We start from the raw sequence: 18,337 nt of genomic DNA, 5'->3' as shown, positions 1-18,337 counted from the left end.
AAATAAGAGTTTTATTTATGGAAAAGTTAGCCATGAAACGCGCCGCAAAAATTTATACTATGAATAAAGGCTTAGGCAACAGCGAAACGATCATACAAGGTGATTGCAATGTTGCTAAGCAGCAGGTGAGTCTTCCTTGTGCGTGTATTTATCAAACGCGTTTAGATAATAACATTGCATGGATGGCTGAGTTCGCCAAACAAAGTCAGGTGGAGTTTTCACCGCATGGTAAAACCACCATGGCACCGGATATTTTTAAAAAGCAATTAAATGCAGGTGCTTACGCGATCACCATTGCAACTGTGCAACAAGCAGTGGTAGCAGCACAAGCTGGCGCCAAGCGCATTATCATGGCGAACCAATTAGTTGGTAAAGCCAACATGCAGCAGCTTAGCTATTTATTAAAACAGTATCAGGTTGATTTTTATTGTTTAGTGGATGATGTTAGCAATGTAACAAGCCTTGGCGAGTTCTTTAGTAAGCAAGGCATACAAGTTAAATTATTTATTGAGTTAGGTGTGCCTGGTGGACGTTGTGGTGTAGTTGATGAACAAAAGCTCCAACAATTGGTTGCGCATATAAAGCAGTTTTCTTCATTACAGCTTGCGGGCATTGAAGTGTATGAAGGAGTGTTGAGTACACAAAGTGAAGTGACTGCATTTTTAGCGGATGCGGTAACAACATGTAAAGAGTTGATTGAGCAGCAGGCTTTTGCCACAGAACAAGTAATTATTACCGCAGGTGGCTCAGCGTGGTACGACTTAGTCTGCGATGCTTTTGCACCTAGTAACATGCTCGATAACATGGTGCCTGTGATCCGCCCTGGCTGTTATGTCGCTCATGATCAAGGGATTTATGGCCATGCGCAGCAACAGATTCTAGCGCGTAATCCGTTGGCGTGTAATATTGGTAGCGATTTACAATCATGTTTAGAGGTTTGGGCATATGTACAGTCATTGCCAGAACCGGGACGAGCAATTATTGGTATGGGTAAGCGCGATGTGGCATTTGATGCCGGGCTACCTATTGCGAATTTACATATTGACCAACACGGTGTTGTTACTAAAGCAGGTGCTGATTGGCAAGTTGAAAAAATAATGGATCAGCATGCCATGCTGCGTGTTGATCAAAATAGCCACTTAAAAGTCGGTGATATTATTGCCTTTGGGACTTCACATCCTTGCCTGACATTTGATAAATGGCGTTATATTAATGTTATCGATGATAATTATAACGTTGTTGGTATCTTTGATACGTATTTTTAGGAGAGTAGTTAATTGGATATTGTTTCACGAATTAAAGAGCGTTTAGGCCATTTACGGCAATCAGAGCAACTCGTTGCACAATTAATTTTAGCCGATCTGCAATATGCAGCATCGGCAAGTATAAGTGATTTAGCACAGCGCGCAAAAGTCAGTCACGCATCTATCACTCGGCTAGCAAAAGCGCTGGGCTGCGATAATGTGCGTGATATGAAACTACAGCTTGCACAATCACTGGCAGTAGGAGAGCGCTTTATTAGTGAAAATGCCTCTGTACGTGAAGATATTCCAGCTATATACAAAGCAATACACGATATTCTCGATATTAATGCCGGATTAATTGAACAGTCGCAGATTGAAGAAGCAGCTCGCTGTATTGCTGAAAGCCGTCATACGTTAATTTTTGGCGTTGGTGGGGGTAGCTCTGTAGTTGCACAAGAATGCCATAACCGCTTGTTTCGACTGGATGTACTCAGTAACGCTTACAGTGATCCGGTGATGATGAGAATGACTGCCGCCAGTGTTGATATCAGTGATGTGGTGGTGGTGTTATCGCTTACAGGCTTAGCAAATGACTTAATTGATGCGGCAAATATTGCCAAAGATTATGGCGCTAAAGTGATTGCGGTTTGCCCAGAGAGTGCGCTTGCTGATATCGCAACGATTCACTTACCAATTAAAACTAACGAATCAGATTACATTTTTACGCCCAGTACAGGCCGTTACGCGATGCTTGCTGCAGTAGACATATTGGCAAGTGAAGTGGCTATTTTAACGCAGAAAAAATCTCGCGAAAAACTTCGTCGCATCAAACATGAGTTAGATGAGTATCGTCAAGGACCAGACAGAGCACCACTAGGAGATTAATGATGCGGCACGATATCTCGCAATCAGCAGACACAATCATTTATCAAGCAAAAGTATTTGATGGTTTAGGCAATGCGCCTCAGTACATGGATGTCGCAATTAAAGGTGAACATATTGTCGCACTCGGCGAGTTATCACAGTGGCAGGCAACACACACAATAATGGCCAATGGATTATGCCTAGCCCCGGGGTTTATCGATGTACACACCCATGATGATCTTGAGTTGTTAAGAAACCCAGCGATGGCAGCGAAAATAAGTCAAGGGGTGACAACGGTGATCACCGGTAATTGTGGGATCAGCGCGGCGCCGGCAAAACTAACTGTAGATGCGCCGGATCCAATGAATCTGCTGGGTGAAAAAGCAGAGTTTACTTTTGCACAGATGCGCGATTATATCGATGCATTTAATGTACAAAAAGCCAATGTGAATGTTGCAGCATTGGTAGGGCATACCACATTGCGCAATAACGTGATGGATGACTTATTACGTCCAGCGACGCTTGACGAAATTGCCGCGATGCAATTGCAATTGGATGAAGCCATAACCCAAGGTGCCCTCGGTTTGAGCACTGGGCTTGCCTATCGCAATGCACAGTGTGCACCTGAACAAGAGGTACAGGCATTTGGCGCTATCTTACAAAAGCATGATGCTTTATATACCACCCATTTACGCACCGAGTTTGATGCCGTGCTTGAGGCGATGGATGAAGCGTTTGCTATGGAGCAAAAGTTTGGCATTAAAGTGATTATTTCCCACTTGAAGTGTGCAGGTAAAAATAACTGGGGACGCGCCCCAGAGCTGTTAGCAAAATTTGCAGCACAAGGCGAGCACTCAAAATGTAGTTGCGACGCATACCCGTATGCGGCCAGCTCCAGTACTTTAGATTTGAACCAAGTGACTGACGACTTCGATATTTTTATCACTTGGTCTGATGCCCACCCTGCAATGGCCGAGCAATTACTTGCTGATATTGCTAAACAATGGGACGTCAGTTTGCTGGATGCTGCTGAAAAACTGCAGCCAGCTGGTGCTGTGTACCATGGGTTAAATGAAGACGATGTAAACACTATTTTAGCGTTTGATAAAACCATGATTGGTTCAGATGGTTTACCGTGCGATCCACACCCACACCCTCGGTTATGGGGCTCATTTCCCCGAGTGCTGGGTCATTACAGCCGTGAACAAGGAATTTTTTCATTAGCAACTGCGATTCATAAAATGACAGGCTTAAGCGCGGCTAACTATCGGTTGGCAAATCGTGGAGTGATCAAAGTAGGCAACTTTGCCGATTTGGTGTTATTTGATGCCAATGAGATTATTGATAACGCAACATTTGTTGATCCAGAGCTGGCGGCTTCAGGAATTCATCGTGTCTGGACCAATGGCCAAGCAACCCTTATAGATAAACATATTCTACCTGCATATTCAGGTAAATTTTTAACATCCCTAGGAGCAAGTAAAGATGATTAGACGAATTGGTATTGAAGGCGGTAAAGGTACCGGTGGTCAGCACTTACCGTTTGCACGCGCAGTAGAAGCGGGTGGTTGGCTGATGGTATCTGGACAAACCCCAATGAAAGATGGAGAAGTGGTTGAAGGGGGGATTATTGAGCAATCAACACTGGCGATTGAAAATTGCCTCGAGATTATGAAAGAGGCCGGTTATGAGCTCAAAGATGTGGTGCATGTTACTGTTATTTTAACTGATTCTCGTTACTTTCAGTCGTTTAATAAAGTGTTTAAAGAGTATTTTGGCGCTAATCCACCGGCACGTATTTGTGCGGTCGCGGATTTAGTCGTCGATTGTAAAGTTGAGGTGGATGTTACCTGTTATAAGGCGCCTTAAGATTTTGTCAGTAGCTGAATGACAGCGCTGACATTTACACCTAAGAGCACACAAAATAATAACCGCTCTTAGGTCAGAATAATAACTAACATCAACCACGTAATTAATAATTAGAAGTGCTGTTACAAAGCGCAGCGTGGATTGGTGGAGCAGGGTGTCTTATGAAGTGGCAATTATTAATGGCCTTTTTAGGCTACTTAGGATTTATGATTTGGTTTGGTTGGTGGGTAAGCCGAAATTCTAAAGGTGGCGATGACTTTTTACTGGGGGGACGTAATTTACCGTTTTTTCTTACGTTAGGTACTACAGTTGCCACTATGGTAGGAACAGGATCATCAATGGGGGCTGTGGGATTTGCTTATTTAAATGGCTGGGCTGGGATGATCTATGGCCTTGGTGGTGCTGCGGGAATTTTATTATTAGCAAAATTATTTGCGCCAGTGCGTGAACACCAATTCATGACTATGAGTGAAGAAGTATCATACTATGTGGGAGCACATCCACTCGTTAAGAATACCATCGCAATATTTATTTTTGTCGCCAGTATTGGTTGGTTAGGAGCGCATATTCTGGGCGGTGGTATGTATTTAGCATGGCTTACTGGGTTATCGCCATTTTCGGCAAAACTTATTATTGCACTGGGCTTTAGTATTTACGTGGTGATTGGCGGTTATGTTGCTGTGGTATGGACCGACTCTATTCAAGCATTGGTGTTATTTGTTGGCTTTTTCTTGATGGCTGGGGTCGCTCTTTATGAAGTGGGTGGCTTGGCTGATATGGCCAATGCGCAACCTGCGCTTAACCAAAGCTTTTTATCATTGGATAAAATAGGTGCAGTGCATGGCTTATCATTATTTTTCGCGGTGTTAATAGGCGTCTTGGTTGCGCCATCATTTCGCCAACGTATTTATTCTGGCAAGCATGTTAAAAGTATTCGTCAATCGTTTTATTTATCGGGTGGCTTGTATTTAGTATTTGCCATAGTACCTGCCATTATCGGTATGGCAGCTTATGCACTGAATCCTGCTTTAGAGAACAGTGCATTTTCTTTCCCTTTTATGGCGTTTGAATTATTACCTTTTGGCTTGGCAGCGCTGGTTATTATTGCTGGCCTTTCAGCCACGATTTCCAGTGCTAGCTCAGATGCGATTGCAGCTGTGAGTGTATTAATACGTGATCTGTATAGTTTAGTATTCAAACGAATGCCCCACGCTAAAGATGTTGTATTACTTTCGCGGATGGGCTTAGTGATGACGATAGGCATTGCGTTATTATTGGCGTTATTAACTAACGATGTGATTGGTTACATTACAAATATGATCGCCACTTTAATGTCGGGTCTATGTGTATGCGTGTTATTTGGTCATTTTTGGCCACGCTTTAATTGGCAGGGGGCCATTACTGCTTTATTGGTTTCGCTGTTGGTTTCGTTGGCGATTATTTTAACGCCAAATTGGCTGGCTTATTGGAGTAACCCAATTATTCCGGCCACTTTAGGCTCCGCTTTATTAGCTGCTATGGTAACTTTGTTTACCCCAGTTCAAGTGTGCACATCTGCACAAGCATTAGCTATTTTAAAAGCTCAACGCGAGGAAATGCAACATGATTAAGATTGCATTTTTTGGTGAAGCGATGCATGAACTATCTACAAATCAAGAGCTTAATTTGGGGGGGGACACCTACAATACGGCAGTTTACTTTAAACGTCTTATGGGAGAACAGGTGCATGTTTATTTTATATCTGCCATTGGTAGCGACGAACTAAGTAAGCAAGCTAAGGCTAGGTGGCAGCAGCAAGCGCTTAAACTCGATTTTTTACAATATGCAACAAATCATACTTTAGGCGCTTATGGTATTACGCTTGATGCTAATGGCGAGCGAGTTTTTCATTATGATCGAAAAAATAGCGCTGCCAGAGAGTATTTTAAGCTTGATACTCAACATCAATTCTTAACTGCATTGCAGCAGCAACAGTTTGATTACCTTTATTTTTCAGCTATAAGTTTAGCAATTTATGATGACCCAACTAAACAGCTATTAATGACTGCTATTGCACAGTTTAAGCAAGCTGGTGGCATCGTTATTTTTGATAGTAATTATCGCCAAGTGCTTTGGCAAAGTAATATGCAAGCACACTATTGGTTTCGCCAAGCCTTTTTAGTTGCAGATATCATTTTTGTTACCAACGACGATCACTTTGGTGTGTTTGGTGATTGTGAACAACAGCAGTTGGTCGACTTTTATCGGGCATACCCACAAGCGTTGCGAGTGATTAAGCAAGGACTGGATGACACCATTGTGTTACAGCAACAAACAATTAATTACTACCCAGTAACCGCAGTCGCGAAGGTAATTGATACTACCGCGGCTGGAGATGCGTTTGCAGCGGGTTTTTTAGCTGAACAAATATTAGCGAGTCCTTGTGCAATTGCAGTGCAGACTGCCCAGCAACTTGCGGCTCAAGTGATCACCGCCGCAGGGGCAATTGTCGCTACAACAGTGACTCTCAAAGCAAGCAAACAACAGGAATTAAACAATGCATAAAATTATTCATTTTATGATGGGGGCAATGCTACTGAGCAGCTCTTGTTATGCTTTTTCTGCGCCCGCCACCGAAGCGCTGATGCCAATGCCTAAAGAGGTGCAATCATTGGCTGGGAGTACTACCTTTGAAGCAACTCTTAAGGTATTTATACCTAAAACGCAGCACGCAATCGTCCTGCCTTTATTAAATAGTTCGTTGTTTGCTACCCAATTTCAGCATCTACAAGTTACGCCAAGAGCGGCTGCGCAATTACACATTAATATCACGCAAACAGTGAGCGAGTTACCTTATTTAAATATGGATGAAAGTTACACGCTAACTATTGCAGATAATAAAATTGACCTAACGAGTGCTAATCAATACGGCATGCTTAGAGGATTGGCGACTTTATCGCAGCTATTATTTAGTGCTAAGCAGCCGCTACAAGTTAATAATCTAATTATTACGGATGAACCAACTTATCCGTGGCGTGGTTTATTATTTGATGGCGTGCGTCACTTTTTGCCAATTGCAGATGTAAAACGGACATTACGTGGCTTGGCTTCAGCCAAGTTTAATGTGTTTCACTGGCACTTAACCGATGATCAGGGCTGGCGAATTGAGCTAAATAGTTACCCTAAACTACACCAGCAGGCATCCGATGGTCTTTATTATACTCAAGCACAAATTAAAGAGGTGGTTAGCTATGCGGCAAAGTTAGGTATTCGGATGGTGCCAGAGTTTGACGTTCCGGGTCATGCCAGCGCGATTATACTTGCGTATCCTGAACTTGGTAGCGGAACTCAATTAACTCAGATGGAGCGACGTTGGGGCGTATTTAAACCGTTACTGGATCCAAGCAACCCTGAGGTTTATAAATTTGTTGATGCAGTAGTCGCCGAGCTTGCGGGTTTGTTTCCTGATCCGTATTTGCATATTGGTGGCGATGAAATTGATGATACTGATTGGCAAGCCAATAGTCATATTCAAGCTTATATGCATAAGCAAAAACTGGCTGATAGCCATGCATTACACGCCTACTTCAATCAACGGGTTGCTAAAATATTAGCAAAATACAATAAGAAAATGATTGGTTGGGATGAGGTATTACATCCTAATTTGCCTAACAACACCTTAGTGCAATCATGGCGTGGTCATCATTCATTGGCGGCGATCACTGAGGCCGGTTTTGATGGTTTGTTATCAAGCGGGTTTTATATTGATCAGCCGCAGTGGACGAGCTATCACTATCGTAATCATCCGCTGCCGCCGGCGAAACCCGCAGTAACGGCGAAGACTGTAATCGGACATGTTGATTTTACCCTCACACGCATAAAAGGCAGCGCGGTGACTGGCGATATTACTGTCTTTGCAAGTGATCAGTCTCGTATGCAAGCAATTGTCAACATCGCGGGTAAAGGGGCATTCATCACTGATAAAGTGACTAAAATAGCGAATAACTATCAGGTGCTTATTGATACTTGGCTTGGGCCAACTCAGCTGACATTTAGTTTAACGCAGGCTAGCAAAGATCCCGCATTCGTGGGTAATACTCCTTATGTGTTTAGGGCAAATGTCGGTGGTGAGATACCTCTGGTGCAGTTGAACCAACAACTAAAACATCAGCAGCAACGAGCCAAGCTAGGTAATGTATTGGGTGGTGAAGCAACTATTTGGGCTGAGCTTATCACCTCTGATAATTTAGATACGCGTATTTGGCCAAGACTCTATGCAATAGGAGAACGTTTTTGGTCACCTACTAGCTTAACGGATGAGCGCAGCATGTACACTCGGCTTGCGCTAATGGACCAATACGCCGATGAACAGTTAGGCTTACTACATCAACAGCAGTTTATTCAACGTTTAGAGCAGCTACCAGAGGTTTCAAGCAGTGCGCTTAACGCGTTACTTACTTTTAGTCAGCTGATAGAGCCCGCACACTATTACACGTTGCATCATTTAGCGTTTCTAAGCGATGATTACCATCAGTTAGCGCCACTGGATAAATTAGTGGATGTTTTACCGGTAGAGAGTTTAACCTTAAAACAATTTGATTATGCGGTGGATGATTACCAACAACAATGTGATCGCCAACAACTTACCGCATTGCAAAGTCAGCTAGTAATGTGGCAGCAAGTACTTACTAATAATCCGCAGGTATTTTTAGCGGTTAGTGAGTGGCAAGCAAGCTATTTGGCAATTGTTGATGCTCTGCAAAATAAAGATGCGTTAAGTGAGTCGCAAGTTATCGAGATCAATCATGGTACGATTGCGCAAGTTATCGCATCAATTAACCGATTAAAACAGGCGCGTTTAAGTTGCAGTAATTAATTTACTGCTTGGATCAAATTAAATGCCCTGTTAGGGCATTTATTACTGTCGAGTCCGTTAATTACTCGGCATCAAAAATAACTCTCGTACATTGCAACGTGGGTTTGCCTCTATAGCAAATAGTACCGCCTCGGCTACATCATTTGGGTCGAGTTTGTCGGGTTTTGCTTCATCAAAAAAAGGCGTATTGACCATGCCTGGGGCAATAGTGGTGCAGCGTCCTTGCCATGGCTTCATTTCTTCAGCTAAGTTTTGTCCAAAACCGTAAGCAAACCATTTTGTTGCGCCATAAACAGAGCCTTTAAGGGCAATCCGTCCTGCGGCTGAGCTGGTTAAAATAAAGTGTCCTGTGGTTTTTCTTAGGTGTGGCAGAGTGAGTTTTGCGGTGTAAAGCAGTGCATTGATATTAATATCAATCATTGTTTGCCATTGCTCAGGATCGCCCTCTTCAACACCTGGCGTTTGAACACCCATACCGGCATTGGCAAATGCAACATCAAGGCGGCCAAAGTGTTTTATACCTGTATTAACTACGTTTTCAAGCGATGAAAAATCAGTGGCATCTGCGCAAACTGCTAATGCGTTATCAGCCCCGAATTCTTCAACCAGCGCATTAAGTTTGTCTTCACTGCGAGCGGTCAAAATTACTTTATGACCGTTTGCGACTAAGGTTTTTGCTGTTGCTTCACCAATACCACTGGAAGCGCCTGTAATAAGTACAACTTTTTCTTTACTCATGACTTGCTCCTCGATTAAATCTGAGACTAGATTTGATACTCTTAGTGGTAATGGTAACAGTGAAGGATTAACCTCCATTGAATGCTTATTACACCAACTTGCTGGTTTGATTTAACTATATGATTTTTAATTGTTTTTAAAGATTAAAATAAAAAGTTAGGTTTATATTTATTATGCTATATAATCGCGCGGTTTCGCTTTGAGGCCAGCTTATTTTTTAGCAGGCTACAAATCGCAAATGGTTATAGCAGCTCACACTTATTGGCTTATAACAATGTGGTTTTAACCTTGTGTAAGCTATGTTAAACCTTGCTCAATTGCAGCAATTACTTAGTGGAAATAAACAGTGAAAGATAAGTTATTAGTGTTTTGGCAAAATCATTCAGAAACCATAATGACTCTAGGTTATAAACTGATTCTAGCGTTGGCTATTGTTATAGCTGGTGCTCTAATTGCGCGCTCTGTTAAAAGAGCGATCCAAAACTCTAAGTCGCCTCTTAAGAAAATGGATAAAACCTTACTACCAATTTTATCGAGTGTGCTGGGCTACTTGGTGTATATCATTGCAGGGTTGTTTATTTTAGATATTTTTGGTGTTAATACAGCCAGTTTAATAGCACTTATGGGGGCGGCTGGCCTTGCGATTGGCCTTGCGTTAAAGAATACCCTCAGTAATATTGCCGCAGGTATTATGTTATTAATACTTAGGCCATTTAAAGTTGGTGACTTTGTTGATGCCAGTGGCACAACGGGTACTGTGAGTGAAATTAACCTCTTTACAACTATTTTTAAAACCAATGATGGCCTATATATCGCTTCGCCAAATGGCAAAGTGTGGGGTGGTAATATTAAAAATTTCACTCGCAATGGTAAAAGACGCATGGATATTGTAGTAGGTATTTCGTTTGCTGACTCAATAGATGATGGCTTAAATGTACTTAAAGAAATAGCCGCATCAGAAAGCCGATTATTAGCGGATCCAGCACCTAAGGTGATGGTGACATCGATAGCTGAAAGCTCAGTGAATATTCAATTACGTGCGTGGACAGTTAACGGTGATTATTGGCAAACAGTCTGGGATCTTAATAAACGTGTAAAAGAGTCTATTGAGCAAGCAGGGCTGACAATTCCATTTCCGCAGCGTACGTTACATATATCGGAGTCGATGGCATCGGCAATAACCGTTAACAAGGATGTGTAAATAACAGATAGTGATTTAATATATTAAATAGCAATCTGTCAGCTTAACGCCAGTTAATTAATATTGACTGGCGTTTTCTTTTTGTGCTCATTGAAAACATGCTGATAAGTTCGTCTACTTGATCCCATTTTATCTGTTCTGTCAACGTATTAGCAGCGATTTAAACGTTATAGTAAATGCCTTTATGGTAGGTTACAAAAGCGAAGTGACTGCTGATAACATTATAAGGTTGTAAGCGATTGACGAATTTAACTCACTTAAGTAATTTATAAAACAGCACAGTACTTTGTAATTCGCCCGATGAACTAAGGGCAAACTGTGGTATTTCACCGGCTTCTATATAGCCTAATTTTTCATATAAAAGTGAGGCAATATCGCCTAAGCGGGTATCCAGTACCAGTAGCTTTAATTGTTGCTGCAGCGCACTTTTTTCAAGGGTATGCATAAGTTGTTTTGCAAATCCTTGGCCTTGGTATTGGCTATGTACTATTAGCTTTTCAACCTCACCGCGGTGAGCGCCATTAGCTTTTTGACACAGCGATAATTGCACTGCACCAATTACCTCAGATCCTTCGGTGATAACAAATAATTCGCGGCTATCATTTAATAAATCGCATTCAATACTGTACCAGTAGTGATCTGCTTGTGCGCGCGTCAATGGCGCGATAAAACCAATCGATGCACCATTGTTAACGCTATCAACCAGTAAATGATTTAGCGATTGCTGATATCCCGCTAGTGAACTGATTTTATGTATTTGCGTATCTACAACGCTTGTATCTTGCATGGTTTATCCTTCTAATTGAAATGGATACACAGAGCCTAGGTGCAGATGTTGAGTTAATTCATCCAGCGCTTGCCAGCTTTCACGTAACAAGTTTGGATCTGCAAAATCATCATTGCTAAGTTTGTCACGATAGTGCTTATTCGCCCAATCACACAGTTGTTGGTACTTACTATCGTTTAAAATAACCGCAGGGTTGACTGCCGCGAGTTCTTGTTGATTTAGCGCTACACGTAAACGTAAGCAAGCAGGGCCACCACCATTTTGCATGCTTTGTTTTAAATCAAAAAATTGCACTTGATCAATTGGATTGTCTGCAAGGATCACTTCTTCAATATAACTGTTAACTGCCTGATTGTTTTTACATTCTTGTGGAGCAACTAGTAACATTTTGCCATTGTTTAAACTAACTAGTTGGCTATTAAATAAATAGCTAGTTACAGCATCTTGCACGCTTACTTTGGCTGTTGGCACCTCAATAATATGCAGTGTTTTGTCGCCAATATATGCATCTTTTATTTGTTGTAGGGCGATAGGCTGATTTAAGAAAGCTTGCTCGTGACAGAGTAATACATTGGCGTTACCCACCGCGATTACGTCATTATGGAACACCCCTTGATCAATCACCTCAGGGTTTTGTTGAATCATTAATTGGCTAGATGGTTTTAGCTGATGTAGTCGGCATATTGCTTGTGATGCTTCAAGTGTCTGCCTTGCAGGAAATTTAACTGGCTTAGGCAGTGCGCTGTTAAATGCGCTGGCACCATATACAAACAGCTCCAAACCTTGAACACCATGCTCGTCGCCTAAGCGAGTATGGTTAGCCGCGCCCTCATCACCAAAAAAACCTTGATCTGGCAAATGGGTATGATGACTAAAGTAGCCTTCGTTATTAAACATGGCTTTAAGTAATCGTGTTGTTGTTTGAGGCTCAAGGGAGCGATGAAATTTGTTATTCAAATTAGCAGCAGTAAAGTGAACTTTGCCATCAAGTGTGTCGGCTGATGGTGATACAGTGCCGGCATTGGCAGTCCACATTGATGATGCTGAATAACATGCGCGAACTAAAACAGGATCAGCTTTAAACGCTTTACTGATCACTTGTTCAGCAGTGCCTGTAAATCCTAAACGACGCAATACATTTATATCAGGGCGGGCATTTGGGGCAAATACCCCTTGAGTTAGTCCCAAGTCATGCATAGCTTTCATTTTCGCTAAGCCTTGCAGTACCGCCTCTTTTGGATTGGAGTAACTTGCCGCATTATTTAATGATGCTACGTTACCGTATGATAATCCCGCGTAGTTATGAGTCGGGCCTACAAGGCCATCAAAATTAACTTCTACAGCTGTCATAGTTATCCTGCAATTTTACTAATTTTAGTGTATTTAAACTATACAGAAAATAATCAGTAGTAGGTTAATTAAAATTAGCTAATTCTAGTTCTACGCTCTGCAAGTTTTGTTGCAAACGTTTTTGTGCTGCGAGTAGGTAGCTTTTTTGCTGTGCTATTTTTGCTTGTTGTTGACGCAGTGCTTTATAGATCACTCGTTTGGGTAAATCATAGTGCTCGGAGGCTTGGCTAATTGTTAATTGATGCACCGACAACTTTTTAAGCGCTTCATCTAAGTGCGGGTAGTTACTTAACATATTCACGCTCCTTTTCTGCGGTGGTGTGAGGATCATTGGCATGGTGAATATGCCAAATGCTTATATCTAAGCGCCATAGTAAATACAACATATGATAAATATTAGTCATAGCTCGCTCCCTGTAGACGAGGTAAATGAAGATAAAACTCAGATTAGTGAGTTACTCTTTTGTAAGGAAGATCTGTGCCAGTCTGAATAATTATTTTTAGTTAAAACAAATCAATAGCTTAAGGTTTTTTCGTTGTTGTATGATTGAGTATAAGCACTAATGTAGTGAAAAATAATGATGGCTTTGCACTTTGCTGGAGCAGAAGGGGAATTATTGTGCGTTCAGATGAGCGCGCAATAATATTAAGTAAGTTTAAAACCCTTCAAGTACCAGCTTACCGCGTGATTGATGAGATTCTAATATTGCGTGCGCTTTGAGCAGGTTTTCTATATTAATTTTCCCTAAATGTTGGCCTAAGGTAGTTTTAATGATGCCGTTATCAACTAGCTCTGCTAATTCAGTAAGTAACTGATGTTGCGCTATCATATCGTCAGTTTGGAACATTGAACGAGTATACATAAACTCCCAATGCAGTGAGATACTCTTACGCTTGAGCGCTAAAATATCAAAACTTGCTGGGTCGTCTATTAAAGCTAATTTACCTTGTGGTTTGATCACTTTAATAATTTCATCAAGATGTTGATCGGTATGAGTGAGGCTAATTACATAATCAAATTCAGCAAGATTATGCTCTATTCGTTGTGCATCTAAGCTTTGTGAGTGATCAAGCACTTGATCAACACCTAGCGCATTTAACCAGCTAACGCTATCTACGCGTGATGCTGTACCTATCACCGTTAAGTTGGTTAGCTGTTTGGCCAACTGCACTAAAATTGAGCCAACACCGCCTGCGGCACCAATAACTAATAATGAAGCTGGTTTTGCATTGTTGGAACGTGATATTTGCAAACGATCAAACAGTAATTCCCAGGCTGTAATACTGGTTAGCGGTAACGCAGCAGCTTGGGCATCGTTCAAGGTAGTAGGCGCACGGCCAACAATACGTTCATCAACTAGTTGAAATTCAGCATTACTGCCTGAGCGAGTTAAATCACCGGCGTAATAAACCCGGTCGCCCAGATTAAATAAACTTACTTTATCACCAACAGCTTTTACGATCCCAACAGCGTCCCAACCAATGACTTTATGACCTTGTTCAGGGCTAACATTTGCGCGGATCTTCGCATCGACAGGATTAACTGAAATTGCTTTTACTTCGACCAATAAATCGTGACCGGATGCTGTTGGAATAGGTAACTCGATGGCTTCGAAAGAATGATTGCTAAGTGTTTTGGTTGCTGTTTGGTATCCAATGGCTTTCATGAGTTGCTCCGTTAAATTGTTTTGCTGCACCCACTATAACGCAGTTTTATAATAGAAAAAGAGTGGGGGTATATATACACGAATCTCTCTCAAAATTTTTGATAATTAACTTAAGTCAGTATTGAGTTTATCAAGTAAAGTAATTAGTTGTGTGGCTTCTTGCTGCGTAATAGATGGAAAACGGCAACGAATTTGCTCAGGGATATTCGCTGCTTGTTGTTGCAGCTGTATGCCTTGTTTGTGTAACTTTACGACTCGCTTACGTTTATCTGTTTCATCTTTAACCACGGCTAATAAGCTTTTATCGGTCATTTTTTTCAAAATTTGTGTCATGGCGCCGCCATCTATTGCGGTTTTTTCCAGCAGCTGTGCAATACTGATCTCATCTTCTTCCCAGAGCGCCATCATCACCACATACTGTGGATAGGTCAGTTCAAGTTCGTTTAGTGCATCTCGATAGGCACGTACCACTGAATTGGAGGCCATATACAGACGATGACAAATTTGATTATCTAATTTCAATTGTGGATATTTCATAGTAGCTCTCGAATGATGACACTGCATTTTAATTTGCATGCAAAATATTTGCAATGCTCAATAAACTACTTTATTATTTTGCATGCAAAATAAATTCAGTCCCAACCTTAAATAAGGAAAACATTATGAAAGAATTACTACAAGTCGCTTACACAGCTAAAGCAACTGCAACGGGTGGCCGCGAGGGCACTGCAAAATCAGACGATGGCCGTTTAGATGTGGCACTTTCAACTCCAAAAGGGTTAGGTGGCGATGATGGTCAAGGCACTAACCCTGAGCAGTTGTTTGCAGCGGGTTATGCAGCGTGTTTTATTGGCGCATTAAAATTAGTTGCAGGCCAAGCAAAAGTTAAGTTACCTGCTGATACCCGTATTGATTCAGAAGTATCGATTGGTCCAATCGAAGGTGGTTTCGGTATCGCTGTAAAATTAGCTGTTTTTGTCGGTGATGTAGATAAAGACACCGCAGAAGCGTTAGTGGCTAAAGCACACGAAGTTTGCCCATATTCAAATGCTACTCGTGGTAATATCGCAATTGAATTGTCGGTTATCTAACTTATTGTAAATTTAATAATTTATATTTTTAAAGGCGCATTTTTATTTTAAATGCGCCTTTTTTGTGGCTTTTATTTATAACCATGAGCTTTTTAGAGCGCCATTTATAACCAAGAAGCGCAATTGTGATAATCTGTACTAAAATTTGTAATCCTTAGTTTGCGCTACCCGACAATCAATATCCTCACTTATATCATTGTATATTAATACTATTTCAGTATGTTAAACCATGTATGTCATTGCCAAGCATTAACACAAATAGTTCAGTAATGATCAACTCGATGTCTAAATTGGCTTTGTTATCGGGAAAGTTTATTAACCACTGGTTAGGTTGAGTGGTCTAGAAATATCCATTAATACGGTTTTTTTCAACAAAATTGATTAACTTATGAATAATTGAACTAGAATGTAAACGTAGTTTTAATTCGAGGATAAGTGGAATGCGGCAATTAGCGTTGGCGAAAAAGTTACTATGGCTTACTTTAGGTAGTATTTTTATCACCGTTGTAGTGCTATCGAGTGTGCTTTGGTGGCAATTATCAAGCAGCAATAAAGTGTTATCAGCACAAGCTGAAAAATTGATAGTTACAGAGGTAGAAGAAAAGCTCACCAGTAATGCTGCAGTGTACGGTGAAAAAATCGCAGGGTTTATCAACGAAGCATATCGAGTGCCTTTTTCACTCGCTGCGATACTTGGTAATGAATCGGCTAAAGATGCTTTAACACGTGATTCGGTGGTACAGCTTAATCGCTCTATTATAGAAGGTAATTCGATACTTTCTTCAATCTACTCGCAATTTGAAGCTAATGGTTTTGATGGTAACGATCAACAATATAAAAGTGGTTTTGATCATTCAGTCGCAGGCCAAGGCACCTTAGAGATTTACTTCACTCGCAGCCGTGAAGGTGTGATTGAACAGCAAGTTGTTGAAGATGCAGCAGAAAAATACGTTACGACTTTAAACGAATTTGGTCAACGTGAGGCTGAGTGGTACTTATGTGCTAAAGACACTAAAAAACCGTGCATTATGGAACCCTACTTGTACGAAATCTCCCCCGGCAATTCGGAAATGATGACATCTTTGACTGTGCCAATACTGCGCGACGGTAAGTTTATTGGCCTCAGTGGCGTTGATATTACACTGCCAGTTTTTCAAACTATGACCGAGCAGTTATCAAAAGAATTATATAATGGTCAGGCGCGAGTTACCTTATTAAGTTCGATGGATTTAATTGTGGGTAGTAGTCATAACAAAGACAAACTTGGTCGTCCGCTAAAAGAAGCAGTCTCTGCCTCGGTGTTAAAAAATTATACTAGTTTGAAAGAAAGCTCTGGAGTACAAAAGAGCGAAAATGAATATTTAGTCAATTACCCAATAGATATTAAACTTGCTGGTCGTCAGTGGACTTTGCTAGTAGAAGTACCTGCAGAGCTTGCACTACAAGGACCACAGCAGCTCAGTGCAAGTATGCAAGATAATGCCAACACTCTTGGTGGGTTAATTTTAATATCTGGATTAGTGATTGCTGGCGCTGCATTTATTATTATGACTTTAGTTGTCAAAAGCATCGTGGCGCCGCTGCAACAAATTCAGTTACGGGTTGATAATTTAGCCAGTAGTGAAGGGGATTTAACACAAACGTTAACGGTTGACACTCATGCAGAGTTAATTGCGCTCGCTGTTGGGTTTAATGCGTTTTTGGAAAAGTTACGTGATTTAATTGCGCAATTAAAAGATGTATCAGGGCAAACTAAGGAGCAGGCACAAATTGCCGCACATGTAGCCGTTGATACTAAGCAAAATGTGCAAGCTCAGTTTCAAGAAATTGAAAGTGTCGTAACGGCAATGAATGAAATGAGTGCCACTGCACTTGAAGTTGCCCGTGCTTCAGAGCAATCAGCGCAGCAAGCGGATGAAATCAATTCATTAGTGGTCAGTAGCGAAGCGAGTTTATCGTCTGCGGTATCACAAGTGAAAACTATGTCTGAAGAAATAAAGCAAGCCAATCAAGCCGTAGCCAAGGTGGCGGCGCGTAGTAACGATATTACACAAATTTTAGATGTGATCCGCACTATTTCAGAGCAAACTAATTTACTCGCACTTAATGCTGCGATTGAGGCAGCTCGCGCTGGTGAACAGGGGCGAGGCTTTGCTGTCGTAGCCGATGAAGTGCGTGCTCTGGCATCTAAAACTCGTGCGTCAACAGATGACATTAGTGGCTTAATTGACAACTTACAGCTTGAAGTGGGTAATGCCTCAACAGTGATTGAAAAAGGAGTTGTGCGAGCACAAACTGCAGTTGATGAAACTACCGTTGCTTTTGATGCTTTACACAGTGTGGTAATTAAAGTAGAAGAGATAACTAATCAGATCACCCAAATAGCGACGGCTGCAGAGGAGCAAAGTTCTGTAACTGAAGAAATTAATCGTAATTTAACGTTGATCTCCGATGCTGCATCACAACTTGCTGATTTATCAACTCAAGCTGGCGATGGTAGTCAAATGCTCAATCAGCTTGTTGCACAACAAGACGATGAATTGAATAAATTGAAAACATAATACCTCCAATGTGATTAACTTGGTTCTGTATAAAACCGGTATAACTTAACCTGTCGCTCACAAACTAGCCACGCCACTTCGGCGTGGTTAGTTTGAGTTACATTATCAAC

16 protein-coding genes are annotated in these 18,337 nt (G+C 41.4%); 10 read left to right on the top strand and 6 right to left on the bottom strand.

The window, feature by feature from the left end; all coding sequences use genetic code 11:
• Positions 1-17: 17 nt before the first annotated feature.
• The 7 genes from H5180_RS01380 to H5180_RS01350 all read left to right on the top strand — a co-directional run bounded on the left by H5180_RS01380 (position 18) and on the right by H5180_RS01350 (position 8,832).
• Positions 18-1,265 carry an amino acid deaminase gene (locus H5180_RS01380; RefSeq protein ID WP_182733867.1) on the top strand — a complete coding sequence of 416 codons (1,248 nt, stop codon included), beginning with the start codon at positions 18-20 and terminating at the stop codon, positions 1,263-1,265.
• A gap of 12 nt (positions 1,266-1,277) precedes the next feature.
• Positions 1,278-2,129: a MurR/RpiR family transcriptional regulator gene (locus H5180_RS01375; RefSeq protein WP_145242044.1), complete on the top strand. Its 852-nt coding sequence runs from the start codon at positions 1,278-1,280 to the stop codon at positions 2,127-2,129.
• A complete protein-coding gene (locus tag H5180_RS01370; RefSeq protein ID WP_259399513.1) occupies positions 2,129-3,601 on the top strand; it encodes an amidohydrolase family protein in 1,473 nt (490 codons plus the stop codon). The genes H5180_RS01375 and H5180_RS01370 overlap by 1 nt, the downstream gene beginning before the upstream one ends.
• Positions 3,594-3,977, top strand: a complete 384-nt coding sequence (locus H5180_RS01365) for a RidA family protein (protein ID WP_145242042.1) — start codon at positions 3,594-3,596, stop codon at positions 3,975-3,977. The genes H5180_RS01370 and H5180_RS01365 overlap by 8 nt, the downstream gene beginning before the upstream one ends.
• Positions 3,978-4,138: 161 nt before the next feature.
• On the top strand, positions 4,139-5,587 hold the full coding sequence (locus H5180_RS01360; protein WP_145242040.1) for a sodium:solute symporter family protein: 1,449 nt from the start codon (positions 4,139-4,141) through the stop codon (positions 5,585-5,587).
• Entirely contained in the window at positions 5,580-6,521 is a 942-nt protein-coding gene (locus tag H5180_RS01355; protein ID WP_182757508.1) for a PfkB family carbohydrate kinase, read from the top strand. The genes H5180_RS01360 and H5180_RS01355 overlap by 8 nt, the downstream gene beginning before the upstream one ends.
• Positions 6,514-8,832 carry a family 20 glycosylhydrolase gene (locus H5180_RS01350; protein ID WP_182757507.1) on the top strand — a complete coding sequence of 773 codons (2,319 nt, stop codon included), beginning with the start codon at positions 6,514-6,516 and terminating at the stop codon, positions 8,830-8,832. The genes H5180_RS01355 and H5180_RS01350 overlap by 8 nt, the downstream gene beginning before the upstream one ends.
• A 57-nt stretch (positions 8,833-8,889) precedes the next feature.
• Here the strand turns inward: H5180_RS01350 and H5180_RS01345 are convergent, their stop codons facing one another.
• Entirely contained in the window at positions 8,890-9,570 is a 681-nt protein-coding gene (locus H5180_RS01345) for an SDR family oxidoreductase (RefSeq protein ID WP_182733872.1), read from the bottom strand.
• Positions 9,571-9,916: 346 nt separating this feature from the next.
• Here H5180_RS01345 and H5180_RS01340 point away from each other — a divergent pair, with 346 nt between their 5' ends.
• Complete coding sequence (locus H5180_RS01340; protein WP_145242032.1) at positions 9,917-10,771, top strand: mechanosensitive ion channel family protein; 855 nt, start codon at positions 9,917-9,919, stop codon at positions 10,769-10,771.
• Between the two features lie 253 nt (positions 10,772-11,024).
• Here the strand turns inward: H5180_RS01340 and H5180_RS01335 are convergent, their stop codons facing one another.
• The 5 genes from H5180_RS01335 to H5180_RS01315 form a co-directional block, all read right to left on the bottom strand.
• The gene (locus H5180_RS01335) at positions 11,025-11,558 is read right to left on the bottom strand and encodes a GNAT family N-acetyltransferase (RefSeq protein ID WP_182757506.1); all 534 of its coding nucleotides are present in this window, start codon (positions 11,556-11,558) and stop codon (positions 11,025-11,027) included.
• Positions 11,559-11,561: 3 nt separating this feature from the next.
• A complete protein-coding gene (astB, locus tag H5180_RS01330; protein WP_182757505.1) occupies positions 11,562-12,908 on the bottom strand; it encodes an N-succinylarginine dihydrolase in 1,347 nt (448 codons plus the stop codon).
• 64 nt (positions 12,909-12,972) lie between these two features.
• A complete protein-coding gene (locus H5180_RS01325) occupies positions 12,973-13,203 on the bottom strand; it encodes a helix-turn-helix domain-containing protein (RefSeq protein ID WP_182719062.1) in 231 nt (76 codons plus the stop codon).
• Between the two features lie 361 nt (positions 13,204-13,564).
• Positions 13,565-14,575, bottom strand: coding sequence for a zinc-binding alcohol dehydrogenase family protein (locus tag H5180_RS01320; protein WP_182732117.1), 1,011 nt, complete (start codon positions 14,573-14,575; stop codon positions 13,565-13,567).
• 105 nt (positions 14,576-14,680) lie between these two features.
• Entirely contained in the window at positions 14,681-15,112 is a 432-nt protein-coding gene (locus H5180_RS01315) for a MarR family winged helix-turn-helix transcriptional regulator (protein WP_145242022.1), read from the bottom strand.
• A gap of 125 nt (positions 15,113-15,237) precedes the next feature.
• Between H5180_RS01315 and H5180_RS01310 the strand changes: the two genes are divergently transcribed.
• Together H5180_RS01310 and H5180_RS01305 are read left to right on the top strand one after the other, a co-directional pair.
• Positions 15,238-15,666 (top strand): organic hydroperoxide resistance protein, encoded by a 429-nt coding sequence (locus H5180_RS01310; RefSeq protein ID WP_145242020.1) that lies wholly within the window; start codon positions 15,238-15,240, stop codon positions 15,664-15,666.
• Positions 15,667-16,106: 440 nt separating this feature from the next.
• Positions 16,107-18,227, top strand: a complete 2,121-nt coding sequence (locus H5180_RS01305; protein WP_182732119.1) for a methyl-accepting chemotaxis protein — start codon at positions 16,107-16,109, stop codon at positions 18,225-18,227.
• The last annotated feature ends 110 nt before the right edge of the window (positions 18,228-18,337 follow it).

It is taken from the genome of Pseudoalteromonas sp. SR41-4 (assembly GCF_014163985.1).
Classification (GTDB): domain Bacteria; phylum Pseudomonadota; class Gammaproteobacteria; order Enterobacterales; family Alteromonadaceae; genus Pseudoalteromonas; species Pseudoalteromonas rhizosphaerae.
The sequence above is the reverse complement of the archived record's forward strand: the minus strand, read 5'-3'. Positions and strand labels throughout refer to the sequence as shown.